Source organism: Lutimonas sp. (assembly GCF_051011215.1).
Taxonomy (GTDB): domain Bacteria; phylum Bacteroidota; class Bacteroidia; order Flavobacteriales; family Flavobacteriaceae; genus Lutimonas.
Genome location: NZ_JBPCUJ010000061.1, coordinates 12963 through 32588, shown reverse-complemented (window position 1 = coordinate 32588; position 19626 = coordinate 12963). Strand labels below are relative to the sequence as shown.

The following is a 19626-nucleotide window of genomic DNA, read 5'->3' as shown; positions in this document are numbered from 1 at the left end:
TAAAAAAACCTTTCAGTTTTTCTGAAAGGTTTTTTTATGCTTCTAATATTCCAATTACATATTGCATATAAACCGGGTGCTTTACAAGGCTGTGGTGGTCACCATCCTCAATGAGGCATAAATCAGCATAAGCAGTATTAGAGGCAAGCAACTTGGTGCTATTTTCATAATGTACCAGCTTATTTAATTTACCATGAACCATATATACCGGAACCTGAATTTTCTTAAAATAAGAGGCTGTATCAAATTTATACGTAGGAATATACTTTATAAATGGAAACAAGGGATAATACTTTAGGGCCGTAAACTTTAAATCGTATAAAGGCGATTCAAGAATTAATTTGTTTGGCTTAAACTCACTTGCCAGATAAGATGCAAAAGTAGACCCGATACCTTTACCATACAAAGTGATCTCTGATTCATCATAGATTGAAATCATATGTTTATACCATTGCTTTACATCAAGAAAGGTATCCTGTTCACTAAACTTTCCTTCACTTTTTCCATAACTTCGATAATCTATGACTAAAAGGTCGTAATGTAATTTATTAAATCGATAAGCCATTGTTCCCCAATGTTCGACATTACCAGAATGTCCGTGCATTAGTATTATCAGGCCTTTTGAGTTCTTTGTTTTGAACAGTACACCATTTTGATTAACGCCATCCGACATCAGTAAATCGATCTCCTCGAAGTCACCCGCAAAACGAAAATGATAGGTTTTAGCTAGTTTCTCCGCATGGAGAATAAACTTCTCTTGCAGCAAATAAAGAGTCAGGCTAACCACCAAAACACCTGTTAAAAAAACACCAAAAATTACCAGTGTAATCGACATATCACCTTTTATTTAGAAGCAAATAACCGTAGAATAAAAAAGGCACCTAAGGGTGCCTTTTTTCGTAGTGTTATAATGACTTTGGTTATCCACCAAAATCGTCAAATCGAATATTTTCATCTGCCATACCGAAATCTTCACCCATTTTCTGAACCGCCTGGTTCATCATTGGAGGTCCACAGAAATACAATTCAAGGTCCTCAGGAGCGTCATGCTTCGACAGGTACTGATCGATCACAGCCTGGTGTACAAATCCTAAGAAACCATCACCCTCTGTATCGTCAATATCTTTCATTACCTTCCAGTTATCTTCTTCTGTTGGTTCAGATAATACTACAAAGAATTTAAAATTTGGAAACTCTTTTTCCAGGTCTCTGAAATGATCCAAATAGAACAATTCTCTTTTCGATCTTCCTCCGTACCAATAGGTAACTTTTCTTCCTGTTTGTAAGGTTTGGAACAAGTGATATAAATGTGATCTCATTGGTGCCATACCGGCTCCACCACCAACATACAACATCTCAGCGTCCGATTCATTGATAAAGAATTCTCCATAAGGTCCTGAAACAATTACCTTATCACCTGGTTTTTGATTAAAAATATAGGAAGAGGCAATCCCCGGATTTACATTCATCCAGTTATTCTTTGCTCTATCCCATGGCGGTGTAGCAATACGAACATTCAACATGATGTTTCTGCCTTCTGCCGGGTAAGAAGCCATTGAATAAGCTCTTTCCACATTCTCCGTATTTTTCATTTTCAAAGGCCAAAGATCAAATTTGTCCCATTCCAACTTAAATTTTTCCGGGTCACCTGGATGTTCTTTAGGGTGCGCTGTAATATCCATATCCTGAAAGCTCACCTCTGTAGAAGGAATCTCAATCTGGATATACCCACCTGGTTTATAATCCATATCTTCCGGCAATTCAACTACAAACTCCTTAATAAAAGAAGCAACATTATAATTTGATTTTACAGTTGCCTCGAATTTCTTAATTCCAAAAATCTCTTCAGGAATTGTAATTTCCATATCTTCTTTCACCTTTACCTGACATCCCAAACGGGCTCCTGCTGCTAATTCTTTTCTGGTAAAGTTAGGTACCTCGGTTGGAAGTGCTTCTCCTCCACCTTTTAATACGTGGCATTCGCACTGTAAACAGGTACCTCCACCTCCACAAGCAGAAGGTAAAAATATTTTTTCCTGACTTAAAGTTGTCAAGAGGGTACTCCCTGTTTCAACTTCAACCTCTTTTTGTCCGTTTATCAAAAGTTTCACTTTCCCTGACGGAAGTAATTTCGCCTTCGCAACCAATAATACGGTCACTAATATGAGTATTAAGACTAATGTAAATACGATACTTGCTACTATTGGACTCATTATCTATTTGATCTTTAATAAATATTATAACTTAATTCCTGAAAAACTCATAAAAGCAATGGCCATCAATCCAGTGATCACAAAAGTGATTCCTAATCCTTTTAGAGGTTGTGGTACATTTGAGTAGGCAATTTTTTCCCTGATCGATGCAATAGCTAAAATTGCAAGAAACCAACCAATACCTGAACCAAAACCATATACGGCCGATTCAGAAACATTGACAAAGTTCTTTTGCTGCATAAATAATGAGCCTCCTAAAATGGCACAGTTTACAGCAATCAATGGAAGGAAAATACCTAAGGCGCTATACAGTGCCGGAGCAAATCGTTCTACAATCATTTCAACAAGTTGCACCATGGATGCAATCACAGCAATAAACATGATAAAACTTAAAAAACTGAGATCAATATCCTCATATCCGGGTCCCATCCAGGCAAGTGCGCCATCTCTTAGCACATAAGTATCCAATAAATAATTCGCAGGTACAGTGATGGTTAAAACAAAGATAACCGCAGCACCTAATCCAACCGCAGTTTTAACCGTCTTTGAAACGGCCAGATAAGAACACATTCCGAAAAAATAGGCAAATACCATATTTTCTATAAAAATGCTTCGAACAAACAAACTTAAATATGCTTCCATGTTATATTTTTTACTCAGCCCTAAAAATTCTATGACAGGGCTTAACTTTTATTAATATTATTCTTCTATCAGTTTTCTATTCTTTGATCTTTGGAACCAGATGAGTACACCAACAACAATCAATGCCATTGGAGCCAGCATCATAAACCCATTGTTCTCGTACCCATAATGGTATAATCCCGTAGATTCAGCAACTGTTTTTCCTTTGTGTCCCAATACTTCGATACCCATCAATTTCCCAGAGCCTAATAACTCTCTAAAAAACGATACGATGATCAAAATAACAGCATAACCTATTGTGTTTCCAACGCCATCGAGGATGGATTTCCAGGGTCCGTTACCTAAGGCAAATGCCTCAAACCTACCCATTATGATACAATTGGTAATAATCAATCCAACGAAAACAGATAATTGCTTACTAACATCATATGCGAAAGCTTTTAGCACCTGATCAACAAGAATTACCAAAAAGGCTACAATCAATAACTGTACGATAATTCGAATTCTGTTCGGTATCAAATTTCTCAATAAAGACACAATCAAGTTTCCGAATACAAGCACGAACATTACAGCCAAAGACATCACAATGGCAGCTTTTAATTGAACCGTAATAGCCAAGGCAGAACATATTCCTAATACCTGAACCGTAATTGGGTTATCATCATTTAAAGGATCGACAAGCAATCGTTTATTCTTTTGCGAAAACAAAGCTTCTTTTTCTGCCATCATTAATTATTTTTAAAGTATGGTAAATAGTTTCCTAATCTTTCTTCAATCATGTTCGAAACACCGTCAGAAGTAATCGTCCCTCCTGAAATGGCGTCTACTGAATGTTTTGGATCACCAGTCACTCCAGTTTTAAGTGCTACAACCGAGACGAATTCCTGATTATCATCAAATATGGTCTTGCCAATATATTGATCTTCATACCAAGACTGATTGATCTCAGCACCTAAACCTGCCGTCTCACTGGCATGGTCAAACGATGCTCCTACGATCGTATTCATGTCACTATCTAAGGCTAAGTAACCCCAAATCTCCTTCCAAAGACCAGCTCCAAATAATGGAACAACGTAAAACTTTTTACCATCTTTCTCGGCAATATATAAAGGAAACGCCTGCTCTTCGTTTGGCTTTCTCGTTTCCTTCATCAGCTCAATTTTAAAGGCGTCAACATCGGTATTCACTGAACCGTCTGCATTTAATGCCAACTCCTCTTTCACATATTCCGAGAATATTTTTCCGGCTTCATTTCGATCTACATTGACACCAATCGTAGACAATATATTCTGCATTTTTTCTTTCCTTACATTTTCTGCCTGTAATGGTTTTAACGATGTCGCTGTAAAGGCCAAAGCCGCAGCTACAACAATTACCATAATAATCGCAAAAATAAAGGTGTATAAATTACTATTCCTATCCATAATTATGCGTTAACTTTTTGTAATCTCTTTTTTCTTCTTTTTACATTACCTTCCACCACGTAATGGTCAATCGTTGGTGCAAAGACATTCATCAACAAAATGGCCATCATCATTCCTTCCGGCAGTGTTGGATTAACAACTCTGATCAGAATTGCGAAGATCCCAATCAAAAATCCGTAGATCCATTTCCCTTTTGTTGTTTGCGCTGCAGAAACCGGGTCTGTGGCCATAAATACTAAACCAAAAGCAAACCCTCCAGCTAATAAATGTTGCCACCATGGGAAGTTCAATAATTCATTCGTTTCACTGCCAATAGCATTGAAAATCAGTCCCATCAAAGAAGCTCCTAGTAAACAGGAAAGCATCACTCTCCAGCTGGCAATTCCAGTGAATAAAAGTAAGGCTGCACCGATTAAAATCATTAGCACCGATGTCTCTCCTACAGAACCGGGAACATACCCCATAAACATATCCATCCAAGAATAATCTATGATAGAACCACCCGCAAGTGCCCCTAAAATGGTTTCTCCTGAAACACCATCAGCAACTGAATCAGCCACCCATACTGTATTACCCGACATATAAGGTGCATATGAGAATAACGCAAATGCCCGAGCAACAAGCGCAGGATTCAGAATATTCATACCCGTTCCTCCGAAAGCTTCTTTACCAATAATAACTGCAAAAAATACAGATACTGCCAACATCCACAAAGGAAGATCAATAGGCATAATCATCGGTATCAATAAACCTGTTACCAAATACCCTTCATTCACATCATGTCCTCTAAAAATAGCATAGGCAAATTCAATTCCCAATCCTACTCCATAGGAAACGATAATCATTGGTAAAAAGCGTAATGCTCCAAAAATAAAGTAATCCATAAAACTCTGGCCTTCACCCATGTTCTGGTAACCAATGTTCCACATGCCAAATATTAAGGCTGGTAATAAAGCAATAACCACGGTGATCATTACTCTTTTTAAATCTATCCCATCTCTGATATGCGCACCATACTTGGTTGTATGGTTCGGTACAAAAAGAAAAGTATCAATCCCGTTGAATGCAGGAGCGTATTTTTCAAATTTTCCACCTTTGTCAAAATGGGGCTTAATTGTATCTAATTGTTTTCTAAAAAAATTCATTTAGCCTACTTCTTTTATCATTAAATCTAATCCTTCACGAATAATCTGTTGTGCTTCGATCTTCGATGTACTAACAAAATCAATCAATGCGAAATCTTCAGGAGCTACTTCGTAAATTCCTAAATTTTCCATTTTCTCTATATCTTGAATCATGGCAGCTTTCAGCAATTGCATAGGATAAATATCCATCGGCATTACTTTCTCCATTTCTCCTGTGATTACAAAAGCTCTTTCTTCACCATTTAAATTGGTATCAAGATCATATTCCTTATTTGGAGATAACCACGAAAAGAAGGTTCTACTTGCACTAAATTTATGGTTTCCTACAAAAGGCATCCATCCGAAAAACTCATAATGATCACCTTCAGGAATCACGCTCACTGAATCATGGTAAAAACCAAGAGCGTCTTTAGGGCCCACGGCTTCCCCTGTTAAAGGATTTCCACTGATCATTCTACTTTTGCCTTCTTTTAACTTTCCAGCAACGATATCCTTTAACTGAGTTCCTTGAATCAAGGAGTAATATTGTGGACCATCCACCTGGCTACCGGCTAAGGCAATCACTTTAGACGGATTGTACTTTCCTGTTAAAAATAAGCTTCCGATTGAGGCAACATCCTGTGGATTCACAACCCAGACACGATCTCCTGAATTAATAGGATCAACATGAGCAATCTGAATACCTACATTTCCTGCAGGATGCTTTCCAGTCACTTTGTGCAATTCTACACCTGTCAACTGATTCAAGAAACTATCCGATGTTCCCACCGACAAATGAACTTTTCCTTCTGTCAATTTAGCCAAGGCGTCAATACCTGCCTGAAATTCTTTTTCTCTACCTTCAAGAGCCAGGATATGCGAGGCCGCTAAAGGTGCGGTTGCATAGGCTGAAATAAAAATAGCTTTTGGGCTATCCTCCGGATTGGCAACAATATCATAGGGTCGTTGTTGAATCATTGGCCAGCACCCGCTTTCTAACAAAGCCTCCTTAACCTGAGGTCCCGCCAACTTACTTGGATTCTTGGACCCAAAATCAACGAAAGTATCCTTGTCATCGGCAGTGATTTTAATAGATAAAATCTTACGTTTTGCCCCTCTTACAACCTCTTTAATAACCCCACTCACTGGTGAAACAATCTTTATCTGATCGTTACTTTTTGCATGAAATACTGCATCACCAACATTCACCTTTTCGCCTTCCTTTACGGCCAACTTAGGTAATATTCCTTTAAATTCAGGTGGATTTACAGCAAAAGTTTTAGAGCGGTTGGCCGAAGATATCACTTGATTGGCCTCTCCTTTGAGCTTAATGTTTAAGCCCTTTTTAATTTTAATGTCTGTAGACATACTTTGCTTAATTAAATTTATTTCCCTTTGGCCTTACTTTGCCTTAAAACAGGAAAAATCAATTGTTTCTTAATCGAGTGCAAATTTAATAATTAATATTTTATAGATTAGCATTTAGTTAACATTTATTTGGATTGATTAACTGATTTTTATTTTGTTCAATTTTATGAATGAAATCTGCTAAATTATTTATACAACGACTTAGAATACAGATGCCTACAAAATATCGATTTAAAAAAAATACACCTATCTTATGGATTTTTGTATTGTTTCTTGGCCAATTGCAGGCACAGCAAAATAATATCATTCCTCCTCCACTGCATATTAAATCCATACAATTCAAACCTCTCAACCCGGAAGCGTATGCTCCCATCGTTAAATTAGGAGAAAAATTAATACTCAGTTTTGACGACATAAATTCAGAAGAGAGGATCTATTCCTACAAGATTGAACACTGTGATTACAACTGGCAAAAATCTGATTTATCATCAACAGAATATATGACAGGATATGCCACAGATCGTATTCGAAACTACCAAAATTCATTTAACACCTTACAGTACTATACTCATTACGAACTTCAGGTTCCAAATAAGAATAACAGCATAAAAATCAGTGGAAATTATCTGATTAGCATACTTGATGATTTCGGCAATGTGTTATTTACCAGAAGGTTTATCATGTATCAACCAAAGGTCAATGTTGCGGTAACGGCACATCGAAGTACAGATCCTTCCGTAATCAATGAAAAACACAGTATACAATTTATCATAAATCATCCGAATTTAAGATTAAACGATCCTTACCGTGAAATAAAGGTTGACGTATACCAAAACAACGATTGGAATTCTGTTATAAAAGAACTCAAGCCAAAGTACACCAGAGGCACCCAGCTATGGTATAATTATATTGATGGCATCTCCTATTGGGCTGGAAATGAATATCTCTATTTTGACAGTAAAGAAATCAGAAATGCAACCAATAATATTTTTAAAACAAGGCTCGATAATATTTTTAACACCTACCTGTATGCCAACGAGGCCAGGGGTAACAGACCCTATTCTTTTTATCCTGACGTCAATGGTAATTTTGTTTTAAGGACCTTAGATGCTGAAGATGTCGGTTTGGAAGGAGATTATTCTTTTGTGCATTTTACCTTACAATACAATGATAATTTCGATCAAGATGACATTTATATCTATGGCAATTTTAATGATTGGCAAATAACCGAAGAAAACAAAATGACCTATAATCAAGCGTCAGGATTTTATGAGGCCAGAATCATGTTTAAACAGGGTTTTTACAACTACACCTATGTGGCAGTGGACAAAAACTACCGAATAAACCCTTATAAAGTTGAAGGGTCCTTCTATCAAACAGAAAACGAGTATACTGTCATTGTATATTATAGAAAATTCGGTGATCGCTATGACCAGGCGATTGGCTTAGGCTCCACAAATTCTAAAAAATTATTGAATTAATCGGGAAGCCTGAGCCTGATTTATTCTTTTCAAATGCTACGAGCCTTCTTTTAGGTATCCACTTTTTTTGAACTTTTCTCAAGTTTTCGCATCTTTATAGGATAAACCGAACCTGATGAAAGAACTACTCCTTATTTTTTTACTGATCTCCTGTTATACGCTCCCGGCGCAAAGAATTATCAACCTACCTCACGAAGAAGCCAAAAACAGTACGTGGGAAAATCCAGAAAAACAATATATGTCTGACATTTGGCAAACTGAAGTGGTTACAAACGTTTCAACACCAACGCTTGCCTATTTTCAGGCAGACCCCGAAGTAAATACAGGCGTCTCAGTTATTGTGGCACCTGGTGGAGGGTTATATGCTTTAAGTATTGAAAGTGAAGGAAATCAGGTGGCTGCCTGGTTAACACAAAAAGGAATAAATGTATTTGTACTCAAATACAGATTGGTTCCCACAGGAGAAGATGGAGTTGCCGATATCTCCACTCTGGCAGAAAAAAATCCAGCCAAAATTGGTGAAGAAGTGGCCAAAGTCTTACCCTATTCTATCGCTGACGGTCTGGAAGCGATCAACTATGTGCGAACAAATGCTTCAGAACTTGGTGTTGACACTGAAAAAATTGGCTTTATGGGCTTTTCGGCGGGAGGTGCAGTTACGATGGGAGTAGCCTATAACTATTCAAAACACAACAGGCCTGATTTTTTGGTTCCGGTATATGCCTGGACTGACGCTATGCCAGTTCAAACACCTAAAAAGGATGCTCCTCCTATGATTGTTATATGTGCTTCCGACGATCCTCTTGGCTTGGCTCAGGGTTCAGTTGACATTTATAACTCCTGGTTACGATCGGAGTTGAATGCAGCTTTACACATGTATTCAAAAGGAGGTCATGGTTTTGGAATGAGAGAACAAGGATTGCCTTCTGACTCATGGATTGAACGGTTTTATGAGTGGTCAATAACTGAAGGTATAACGGTACACGCTGAATAAAAAATATCTTTTTCCTCCTAAACTTTTACATGTATGCGTATCACAAAACAACTTGCAAAACAATTAAAAGAAGTACATTTTGGTGGTAACTGGACTGCTTCAGACCTAAAAAAACAGTTGAATGACGTGAACTGGAAAGAGGCAAATATTCAAATTTATTCATGCAATAGTATTGGAACTCTGGTCTATCATATGAATTATTATATCAGAACGGTGACCAGAGTTTTGCAAGGACATTCTCTGGAATCAAAAGATTCCGAAAGCTTCAAACACCCTCCTATCGATTCAGCTGAAACATGGAGCAAGGCTCAGCGACAATTTTTTGAAGAGGCCAGGATTTTTGAAGCGCTTTTACAAGAACTTCCGGAAGACAGCCTTTGGGAGGATTTTACAGACCAGAAGTATGGGCATTATTACAGAAACCTGATGGGTATCATTGAACATTTCTATTACCATCTTGGGCAAATTGCGCTCATTAAAAAAATCATTAAAAGCGATCATTGGTCTTAGAATATTTCTAATGAACCGAATCTATATTTCTGTAAATCTCAAAAAGGGCCAAAAAGCCACACTTACATATTTTTAAATAACATCCTTACTTTTTTCCGAATATTCTTATCAATAACTACCCAGGTGTGAATTATTGAAAAAAAAATAAGTACTTGGCCCGTTTTTTCGCACTTGTCACTTTCTCTACACAAGTAATGATATTCGTCATGTTTTGAAGTCTTTCTTATCAATAATTTTGTCTGGTAATTCAAACATGATTAACAAAATCTCAAAAATATGAATATCAGCCACATTGAACACATAGGAATCGCCGTAAACAGTATAGAAGCATCCATTAAGTACTACGAAGAAGTACTAGGCCTGAAATGCTATTCAGTTGAAGAAGTCGCAGATCAAAAAGTTAAAACTGCGTTTTTCCAGGTCGGTGACACTAAAATTGAACTTTTAGAAAGCACTTCTCCTGAAGGACCGATCGGGAAATATATTGCTAAAAAAGGAGAGGGCATACATCATATAGCCTTTGCAGTGCCGAATACAACTGAAGCTCTTGAAACTGCTGCCCAAAAAGGTGTACAACTTGTTGACAAAGTTTCTCGACCAGGAGCTGAGGGATTAAACATAGGGTTCCTGCACCCACGCTCAACGCATGGTGTTTTAACTGAACTTTGTTCCAAATAAATACCACAAAATAAACATAACTATAGAGATCATTTAAAAAAGAAGCCATGGTTAATCAAACAAAAATTAATGAGCTCATTCAAAAAAGGGTAAAAGCTAAATTGGGTGGTGGAGAAAAAAGAATTGAATCTCAGCATGCCAAGGGAAAACTAACAGCCAGAGAAAGAATCGATTTGTTGCTGGATGATGACAGTTTTGAAGAATTCGACATGTTCGTAACACATAGAACGAAATCATTCGGTTTAGATAAGCAGAAATTCTTATCCGATGGGGTGATCACGGGTCACGGTACCATTGACGGAAGAATTGTGTATGTATTTTCTCAGGATTTTACCGTTTTCGGTGGTTCACTTTCTGAAACCTACGCCTTAAAGATCTGTAAGATCATGGATATGGCCATGAAGATTGGCGCACCGGTAATCGGTTTAAATGACAGTGGTGGTGCCAGAATTCAAGAAGGAGTCAGATCTCTGGCCGGATATGCAGAAATTTTCCAAAGAAATATAATGGCTTCTGGGGTGATTCCTCAGATTTCATCTATTCTGGGGCCCTGTGCCGGTGGTGCCGTTTATTCACCTGCACTTACAGATTTTACCGTCATGACCGACCAAACCAGTTATATGTTTGTTACCGGGCCAAAAGTGGTGGAAACGGTAACAGGTGAAATTGTATCGACTGAAGAACTCGGGGGTGCTCAAATACATTCAACAAAATCAGGTGTTTCTCACTTCTTAGCTGAAAATGATCAAGAGAACATCCTGCTCCTGCGTAAATTAATGAGTTACCTTCCATCAAACAACCTGGAAGACCCACCAATTATAAAATGTACGGATCCAATTGACCGGTTAGAAGACAGGTTAAACGAATTCATACCTGAAAACCCGAATCAACCCTATGACATGGTGCACGTGATCTCAACGATTACTGATAGAGGTGAATTCATGGAGGTACACAGAAACTATGCCCGAAACATTGTCGTCGGCTTTGCCAGGTTCAACGGAAGGCCTGTTGGTATTGTTGCCAATCAACCAAAGTACTATGCAGGCGTTCTGGATATTGAAGCCTCCAGAAAAGCCGCCCGTTTTGTGAGATTCTGCGACGCCTTTAACATTCCATTAGTGACTCTTGTAGATGTCCCTGGATTTTTACCGGGTACTGGTCAGGAATACGGAGGAATTATTCTTCATGGAGCCAAATTACTCTTTGCCTATGGAGAAGCAACGGTTCCCAAGGTCACTATAACCTTGCGTAAATCTTATGGTGGTGCTCATGATGTAATGAGTTGTAAACAACTGCGAGGAGATATTAATTACGCATGGCCTACGGCCGAAATTGCTGTGATGGGAGCCAAAGGAGCCGTTGAGGTATTAGAGGGCAGAAATATCAACAAAATCGAAAACGACGAGGAAAAAAGTAAATACATCTCTCAAAAAGAAGATGAATACACTAAAAAATTCGCCAATCCATATGAAGCTGCCAAATACGGCTTCATTGATGACGTCATCGAGCCCCGCAATACGCGATTCAGAATTATCAGAGCCCTAGAGCTACTTGCAAATAAAAAAGAGGTGAACCCTCCTAAGAAACATTCAAATATTCCATTGTAATGATACTATCTATTATTTTAATGTCTCAGTTAAGAGAAGGCTATCTGATCCTTTTTTCAGGTTTGATTATTGTATTCAGTGCCTTGTTAACCTTGTCCCTGTTTTTTAAGTTCGGTTTACCCTGGATGCTTTTTGTGTACAAAATTATCACCAAAGGTCCGGACAAGAAGATCAAAGACATTCCGATGGCTTCAAATCAGAAATTTACAGGTGAAGAAGCAGCCGTTATTGCCGCTGCTATCCATATGTATCTCAATGAGCAGCACGACTTTGAAAACCCGATACTCACCATAAAAAAAGCTGAGAAATCATATTCACCTTGGAGTTCCAAGATTTATGGAATCCAAAATAAATTATAGAACCGTTCTTCAAAAGGAATTGAAAAACCAGAAAACGAGAAAAGATGAAATCATTTAAATTCAAAATACACGATAATAATTACAAGGTGAATCTATTGTCACATGAAGGCAATAATATTGAACTTGAAGTAAACGGAACCAAATATGAGGTAAAACTAAAAGAGGATATCAAAACGACCAAAACGCCTACACTGGTCAGGTCAGCCTCTAAAAGACCTGTTGAACCTTTGAAAGTAAATCCATCGTCGAAAAAAACAAAGATTCTTGCTCCTATACCGGGAACCATATTAGCTGTAGATGTGAAGGTTGGTGATAAAGTGAAGGTTGGAGACAGATTGCTCCAACTGGAAGCTATGAAAATGGAGAATAACATCACTTCAGAAAAAGAAGGAACTGTTACTGCTGTGCATGTGACTGTAAATCAAAATGTTTTACAAAACGATCCTATGATAGAATTGGAATAAGGGCTCGTATTTAGGAGCCTTTTATTTTGAACAGATTTATTTACAGAAAACGAAAACAACATGAAAAAGTTATTTATCATATTCGGAGCCATCGCCTTACTCCTGCTACTGCAGCCTATTTTAAGTATGGGAAGCTTGGCTGAACCTATTAATTTTGCATCAATGGATGCGCTGGTTCAAGGTGCAGACGATACTGATTCCTCGGTTTCAGGAGCCTTTCAAGGCTTAAAAAGATTCTACAGTTTTACCGGTTTTGCCAATGCAACTTCAGGGAATTTAATCATGATCGTGATCGGTATCATATTTATTTACCTCGGTATTAAGTATGATTATGAACCTTTATTACTGATTCCGATTGGTGCCGGTGTTATTATAGGAAACGTACCATTTGTGGCAGGAAATCAAACAGGAATCTATGAAAGTGGTTCTGTGCTGAATTATTTATACTTCGGTGTTGTCAAAGGAATTTACCCACCCTTAATATTCTTAGGGATTGGTGCCATGACCGATTTCTCTTCTTTGATCGCGAATCCAAAATTAATGCTGCTGGGAGCTGCAGCTCAGATAGGTGTATTTGCCACTTTTCTAGGTGCTTTATACCTGGGCTTCAATTTACCGGAGGCAGGAGCTATCGGAATCATCGGTGGCGCCGATGGACCTACGGCCATCTTTTTATCTTCTAAATTAGCCAATGGTGTCAATTTATTAGCAGATGGTACCACTGTCAAAAATCTCATCGGGCCTATTGCAATTGCAGCCTATTCATACATGGCCTTAGTTCCTGTAATACAGCCACCTCTGATGCGATTACTTATTTCTAAGGAAGACCGAAAGATCAGAATGAAACCACCAAGAGCGGTATCTCAAAAAGAAAAAATGATCTTCCCTGTGATAGCCCTTTTATTAACCACCTTTATTTCTCCAAGTGCGCTACCTCTTTTAGGTATGTTATTTTTTGGTAACTTATTGAAGGAATCAGGAAGAACGGAACGATTGGCAGATACGGCAAGAACAAAACTAATTGATATTGTTACCATTTTACTGGGTGTTACCGTAGGAGCCTCAACACAGGCAGATATCTTTATAACCAAAGATTCGCTTTTAATATTTGGTCTGGGGGCCATTTCTTTTGTAATAGCCACCATGGGTGGATTGTTATTTGCCAAGTTTATGAATAGATTCCTTAAAGGAGATAATAAAATAAATCCCCTAATTGGGGCAGCAGGAGTATCTGCTGTACCTGACAGTGCGAGGGTTGTAAACGCAGAGGCGCTTAAATCTGATCCGCATAATTATTTGTTGATGCATGCCATGGCTCCCAATGTTTCTGGTGTGATCGGATCAGCGATCGCAGCAGGTATCATACTCAGCTTTTTATCTTAATGAAGAAAAAATTATAGAATAACTACTAAAATATAAATCAGATGAAAATACCAAATATAATGACAGCAAAAGAGGCTGTTAAATTGATCCAATCAGGTGACCGCGTACTAATACAAGGAGGTGCTGCAACACCTCAGGCTCTGGTAAAAGCAATGGTAGCCAGAGGTCCGGAATTAAAAGGAGTTGAAGTAGTTCATTTGCATACTGAAGGTGAATGTGGCTATACCTCCATTGACCTAAAAGACAGTTTTTATACCAATGCCTTTTTTATTGGCGGAAATATTCGAAAAATGATCGGAGTAACGGCGGATTACATTCCTATCTTTTTGAGTGATATTCCAAGTTTATTCAGACAGGGATATATGGACCTGGACGTGGTCCTGGTCAATGTTTCTCCTCCCGACAAACATGGATTCTGTTCATTGGGCGTATCAGTTGACATCGTTGTATCGGCTATTGAGAAAGGTAAGAAAGTCATTGCTCAGATCAATAAAAAAATGCCAAGAACTTTTGGCGATGGTATTGTTCACCTCAATAATTTTGATGCCTGTGTTTTATTAGACGAGGATATTCATGAAATGAAGTTCGTGGCACCCTCCGCAGCTGAAGAAAAAATAGGTCAAAACATCGCGGAAATCATCGAAGATGGTTCTACTTTACAAATGGGTATTGGAGGTATTCCAAACGCCGTACTTACTTATTTAACAAATCATAAAAATTTAGGAGTTCATACGGAAATGTTTTCTGAAGGAATTGTTGATCTGGTTGAGAAAGGTGTTGTGAACGGTGCCAATAAAAAAGTAAACCCTTATAAGATTGTTTCAGGATTTGCCATGGGTACAAAACGTCTGTATGATTTTATGGATGACAATGCAGAAATAGAAATGAGAGATATTGCCTATGTAAATGACACAGCAATTATTCGCCAAAACCCAAAAGTGACTGCCATTAACTCAGCCATCGAGATAGATATGAGTGGACAGGTTTGTGCCGATTCCATTGGGCTTAGAATGTTTTCCGGAGTTGGGGGCCAAATGGACTTTATGAGAGGTGCGGCTCTTTCTCAGGGAGGAAAACCCATTATCGCTATTACCTCCACCACAGCGAAAGGTGTTTCTAAAATTGTTCCATCTTTAAAACCAGGAGCAGGAGTGGTAACCACAAGAGCGCACGCACGATTTGTGGCTACAGAATTCGGTGTTGCAGAATTATTTGGGAAAAACTTAAAACAAAGAGCTCAGGCCCTGCGTGATATTGCACATCCTGAACATCGTGAAGATCTCGACAAGGCGATTCATGAAAGATTTGGCGGCACCATGGTGCGTATATAATCACTAAATTTATCACAAAGAAAATAAACAAAAAGTATAAATCATAGGTTATGGAAAACGATAGCAAAGACAACATGCTGTTTCAGGATTTCACTCCTCCCACCAGACAAGAATGGTTAGACAAGGTAACGGTTGATCTAAAGGGAGCTAATTTTGACAAAAAACTGGTTTGGAAAAATTTGAACGGAATAAACATCCAACCATTTTACACTAAAAATGACCAAGTGAACACCTTGGCCAATACGGGCGAAAACAGTCCGGCGGTAACAAATTATCGAAGAATTACAGTAACAGATGTGAAAGAGGCAAATCGCCTGGCTTTAAAAGCATTGGAAGAAGGAATGTCAGGCATTCTTTTTGAAATAACTTCGGAGGTTTTAGCAGATCAATTGTTGAAAGACATTGACTATGATGGTATTTCAATATCCTTTATTTTATCTACAGAATCCATTTCATTTGCTGCAGCTTACCTGGCATTTTTAGAAAAGAACCAAATAGAGGCAGATAAGGTGCAGGGGTATATTGATCTGCAATTGTTTGATGCCTATTTGTATTCAGGAACACTTGATAAAGGTAAATTTGAATTGCTGTCGAAATTGACCCGTCAATTTTCCCAGTATCCTGGGTTAAAAACATTGGTCGTGTCTGGAAGCAGGTATCAGGATGCCGGCTCTAATCAGATTCAGGAAATAGCATTTACGTTAAACTCGATGGTCTTTTTAATTGAAGAAATGACTGACAAAGGCTTGTCTGAAGCAGTTGTTTTTGAAAATCTTCAATTTGTTTTAGGTCTAAGTGGCGAGTATTTTATTGAAATAGCTAAATTAAGAGTATTCAATAGTTTGGTCGCTCAGATAGGTGATAAATATGGTGTTTCAGCCAATAATATCAGTCTGTTATCAAAAACTTCCACTTGGTCAAAATCAGTAACCGATGCTAACACGAATATGCTGAGAAGCACCACAGAAGCGATGGCCGCATTATTAGGAAATACAGATGCCATTGAAATAGACCCCTATGATCAGGAGTTTAAGGAATCAAATGATTTCTCAAGTAGAATTGCAGGAAATATAGCGACCATACTCAAAGAAGAATCCTATTTCGGAAAGGTAATGAATCCGGTAGATGGTTCTTATTATATCGAGGAGTTGAGTTTGAAATTGGCTGAGAACGCCTTGGAAGTTTTCAAAAATATAGAAGCTTTGGGAGGTTTTTATAAACAATTTGAAAATGAACAGATTCAAGCTCAGATTGCGGCCGTCAGAATTAAAAAAATCCAATTGATCTCTCAACGAAGATTGGCCATGGTTGGAGTAAATAAATACCCGAACCTCATGGAAGAAATTTCCAAAGATATCCTTGCAAATAATTCAGCAGTGAAGCAAAGTAAATGCTTGTTGCCACATCGTGCAGGAATGGAAATTGAAAAAATCAGGTATGCTACTGAATCCTTTGTAAAGGATCATGGCTTTAGGCCACGTGTAGAATTGGTAAGTTTTGGCCAATTGACCATGAGAAAAGCCAGAGCTGCTTTTGCATATGACTTTATGGGTGTTAGTGGATATGAAATTGAAAGTGAAAAGAGTTATGAATCAGCTGATGCAGCTGCCAGAGAAAGCGCAGCTTCCAAATCGGATGTAGTTGTTTTTTGCAGTTCCGATCCTGATTACCTGGAATCTGCTGTAGATTTTGTAAGAGAATTCAGATCGATCAACCAATCAAAAATTTTATTACTGGCAGGTAATCCTGCTCAAATTTCAGACGAATTACGCGCAACCGGATTGGACGATTTTATTCATGTTCGCTCAAATATATTTGACACGCTGACCGGTATTCAAAATAAAATTTCTAAAACTATTAAACCTTTGGAGATATGAGACCTGACTTTTCTGACTTAAGTATCAACACCACTGTTGACGAAAAAACAAGACCTTCAGAACACCAAGAAAATTGGATAACTCCAGAAGGCATTCCAGTAAAAAATGTATTCTCAAAAGAAGATATTAAAGATGCTGAGCACTTAGATTTTGCGGCAGGATTACCACCATATACGAGAGGGCCTTACAGTACAATGTACGTTTCCCGGCCATGGACGGTAAGACAATATGCTGGGTTTTCGACTGCGGAAGAATCCAATGCCTTCTACAGAAGAAATTTGGCAGCAGGCCAAAAGGGGCTTTCAGTAGCCTTTGATTTAGCAACACATCGCGGATATGATTCAGATCACCCAAGAGTTACCGGTGATGTAGGTAAAGCAGGAGTTGCCATTGACTCAGTCCTGGATATGGAGATCCTTTTTGACCAGATTCCATTGGATAAAATGTCTGTATCAATGACCATGAATGGTGCCGTTCTTCCTATCATGGCCTTTTATATTGCTGCCGCTAAAAAACAAGGAGTAGCTCTTGATAAGCTCAGTGGAACCATTCAAAATGATATTCTCAAGGAATTTATGGTAAGAAACACGTACATCTATCCTCCGCTGCCATCTATGAAAATCATTGGGGATATTTTTGAATACACCACCAAAAACATGCCGAAGTTTAACTCCATCTCCATCAGTGGATATCATATGCAGGAAGCTGGAGCCACAGCCGATATTGAGCTGGCCTATACCTTGGCAGATGGATTAGAATATATCCGAACAGGATTGAATTCAGGTTTAAAAATTGATGAATTCGCTCCTCGCCTATCATTCTTTTGGGCTGTAGGCATGAATCATTTTATGGAAATTGCAAAAATGCGTGCCGCAAGAATGTTGTGGGCCAAAATAATTAAGCAATTCAATCCAAAGAACCCAAAATCAATGGCCTTGCGAACACATAGTCAAACTTCAGGATGGAGTTTAAGTGAGCAGGATCCATTTAACAATGTAGCCAGAACCTGCATTGAAGCCATGGCTGCCGGACTTGGAGGAACACAGTCCCTTCATACCAACGCCTTGGATGAGGCCATTGCACTTCCTACAGATTTCTCTGCACGAATCGCGAGAAATACACAAATTTTTATTCAGGAAGAGACACAGATCACCAAATCTGTAGATCCTTGGGCCGGCTCCTATTATGTAGAATATCTCACACAGGAAATTGCCAAAAAAGCCTGGGACCTTATCGAAGAAGTGGAAGAACTTGGCGGTATGGCCAAAGCGATTGAGACCGGTGTTCCAAAAATGAGAATTGAAGAAGCGTCTGCCAGAAAGCAGGCAAGACTCGATTCCGGTCAGGATATCTTGGTTGGTGTCAACAAATATCAAACTAAAGAAGCTTCTGATATCGATATTCTAGAGGTAGACAATTCGGTGGTAAGAGATTCTCAGATCGCCCGATTAGAAAAATTGAAATCAGGTCGGGATTCAAAAGTAGTCGCTGAGAAACTAAAAGCTTTAGAAGCTTGTGCCGGTGGTTCTGAAGGAAATCTTCTGGAACTTGCAGTGGATGCAGCAGAAAATTTTGCCACTCTTGGTGAAATCTCAGATGCGTTGGAAGAACATTTTGGAAGACATAAAGCTGACACCAAACTAATCAGTGGTGTTTACCGAAAAGAAGTTAGTGAAGACAGCACCTTTGCAGAAGCACAGAAACTGGCTGATCATTTCGCTGAAATCGAAGGCAGAAGACCTAGGGTAATGGTTGCCAAAATGGGTCAGGACGGACATGACAGAGGCGCAAAAGTAGTTGCTTCAAGTTTTGCTGATCTGGGCTTTGACGTAGATATGGGACCACTGTTTCAAACACCTGAGGAAGTTGCCCGACAAGCCATCGAGAATGATGTACATTTTGTTGGCGCCTCGAGTTTGGCTGCGGGACATAAAACGCTCATCCCTCAGTTAATCGATGAACTTTCAAGATTAGGAAGATCCGATATTATGGTGTTTGCCGGCGGAGTAATTCCTGCCCAGGATTATGATTATTTATTTGAAAGAAATGTGGCAGCGGTTTTTGGACCCGGAACGGTCATCGCTTCTTCTGCAATAAAGATTATGAAACTATATCTCGCAAACGACTAAGAAATATTTCTACGTAATATAATAAGGGCCTTGTCATGAACT

At 38.6% G+C, this 19626-nt stretch carries 18 protein-coding genes; 11 read left to right on the top strand and 7 right to left on the bottom strand.

Annotated elements, in window-relative coordinates; genetic code table 11:
- Positions 1–34 precede the first annotated feature (34 nt).
- The 7 genes from ACR2MV_RS05965 to ACR2MV_RS05935 form a co-directional block, all read right to left on the bottom strand.
- On the bottom strand, positions 35–835 hold the full coding sequence (locus tag ACR2MV_RS05965; RefSeq protein WP_434020993.1) for an alpha/beta hydrolase: 801 nt from the start codon (positions 833–835) through the stop codon (positions 35–37).
- Between the two features lie 85 nt (positions 836–920).
- Positions 921–2213 (bottom strand): NADH:ubiquinone reductase (Na(+)-transporting) subunit F, encoded by a 1293-nt coding sequence (nqrF, locus tag ACR2MV_RS05960; RefSeq protein ID WP_434020992.1) that lies wholly within the window; start codon positions 2211–2213, stop codon positions 921–923.
- Between the two features lie 24 nt (positions 2214–2237).
- Positions 2238–2855, bottom strand: a complete 618-nt coding sequence (nqrE, locus tag ACR2MV_RS05955) for an NADH:ubiquinone reductase (Na(+)-transporting) subunit E (RefSeq protein WP_434020991.1) — start codon at positions 2853–2855, stop codon at positions 2238–2240.
- 57 nt (positions 2856–2912) lie between these two features.
- Entirely contained in the window at positions 2913–3584 is a 672-nt protein-coding gene (locus ACR2MV_RS05950) for an NADH:ubiquinone reductase (Na(+)-transporting) subunit D (RefSeq protein ID WP_434020990.1), read from the bottom strand.
- Positions 3584–4279, bottom strand: coding sequence for an NADH:ubiquinone reductase (Na(+)-transporting) subunit C (gene nqrC, locus ACR2MV_RS05945; RefSeq protein WP_434020989.1), 696 nt, complete (start codon positions 4277–4279; stop codon positions 3584–3586). Before nqrC ends, ACR2MV_RS05950 begins: the two co-directional genes overlap by 1 nt.
- Positions 4280–4281: 2 nt before the next feature.
- A complete protein-coding gene (locus tag ACR2MV_RS05940) occupies positions 4282–5424 on the bottom strand; it encodes an NADH:ubiquinone reductase (Na(+)-transporting) subunit B (protein ID WP_434020988.1) in 1143 nt (380 codons plus the stop codon).
- On the bottom strand, positions 5425–6771 hold the full coding sequence (locus tag ACR2MV_RS05935; RefSeq protein WP_434020987.1) for a Na(+)-translocating NADH-quinone reductase subunit A: 1347 nt from the start codon (positions 6769–6771) through the stop codon (positions 5425–5427).
- Between the two features lie 170 nt (positions 6772–6941).
- Between ACR2MV_RS05935 and ACR2MV_RS05930 the strand changes: the two genes are divergently transcribed.
- The 11 genes from ACR2MV_RS05930 (at position 6942) to scpA (ending at position 19584) form a co-directional block, all read left to right on the top strand.
- A complete protein-coding gene (locus tag ACR2MV_RS05930) occupies positions 6942–8252 on the top strand; it encodes a DUF5103 domain-containing protein (RefSeq protein ID WP_434020986.1) in 1311 nt (436 codons plus the stop codon).
- 115 nt (positions 8253–8367) lie between these two features.
- The gene (locus ACR2MV_RS05925; protein ID WP_434020985.1) at positions 8368–9246 is read left to right on the top strand and encodes an alpha/beta hydrolase; all 879 of its coding nucleotides are present in this window, start codon (positions 8368–8370) and stop codon (positions 9244–9246) included.
- A 33-nt stretch (positions 9247–9279) separates the two neighbouring features.
- A complete protein-coding gene (locus tag ACR2MV_RS05920; RefSeq protein ID WP_434020984.1) occupies positions 9280–9756 on the top strand; it encodes a DUF1572 domain-containing protein in 477 nt (158 codons plus the stop codon).
- Positions 9757–10032: 276 nt separating this feature from the next.
- Entirely contained in the window at positions 10033–10434 is a 402-nt protein-coding gene (gene mce, locus ACR2MV_RS05915; RefSeq protein ID WP_434020983.1) for a methylmalonyl-CoA epimerase, read from the top strand.
- 47 nt (positions 10435–10481) lie between these two features.
- The gene (locus tag ACR2MV_RS05910) at positions 10482–12041 is read left to right on the top strand and encodes an acyl-CoA carboxylase subunit beta (RefSeq protein ID WP_434020982.1); all 1560 of its coding nucleotides are present in this window, start codon (positions 10482–10484) and stop codon (positions 12039–12041) included.
- A complete protein-coding gene (locus ACR2MV_RS05905) occupies positions 12041–12400 on the top strand; it encodes an OadG family transporter subunit (RefSeq protein ID WP_434020981.1) in 360 nt (119 codons plus the stop codon). The genes ACR2MV_RS05910 and ACR2MV_RS05905 overlap by 1 nt, the downstream gene beginning before the upstream one ends.
- 44 nt (positions 12401–12444) lie before the next feature.
- Complete coding sequence (locus tag ACR2MV_RS05900; protein ID WP_434020980.1) at positions 12445–12864, top strand: acetyl-CoA carboxylase biotin carboxyl carrier protein; 420 nt, start codon at positions 12445–12447, stop codon at positions 12862–12864.
- Between the two features lie 60 nt (positions 12865–12924).
- A complete protein-coding gene (locus ACR2MV_RS05895; RefSeq protein WP_434020979.1) occupies positions 12925–14247 on the top strand; it encodes a sodium ion-translocating decarboxylase subunit beta in 1323 nt (440 codons plus the stop codon).
- Positions 14248–14288: 41 nt separating this feature from the next.
- Positions 14289–15578 (top strand): acetyl-CoA hydrolase/transferase family protein, encoded by a 1290-nt coding sequence (locus ACR2MV_RS05890; protein WP_434020978.1) that lies wholly within the window; start codon positions 14289–14291, stop codon positions 15576–15578.
- Between the two features lie 50 nt (positions 15579–15628).
- On the top strand, positions 15629–17455 hold the full coding sequence (locus ACR2MV_RS05885; RefSeq protein ID WP_434020977.1) for a methylmalonyl-CoA mutase family protein: 1827 nt from the start codon (positions 15629–15631) through the stop codon (positions 17453–17455).
- Positions 17452–19584, top strand: a complete 2133-nt coding sequence (scpA, locus tag ACR2MV_RS05880) for a methylmalonyl-CoA mutase (protein ID WP_434020976.1) — start codon at positions 17452–17454, stop codon at positions 19582–19584. Before ACR2MV_RS05885 ends, scpA begins: the two co-directional genes overlap by 4 nt.
- The last annotated feature ends 42 nt before the right edge of the window (positions 19585–19626 follow it).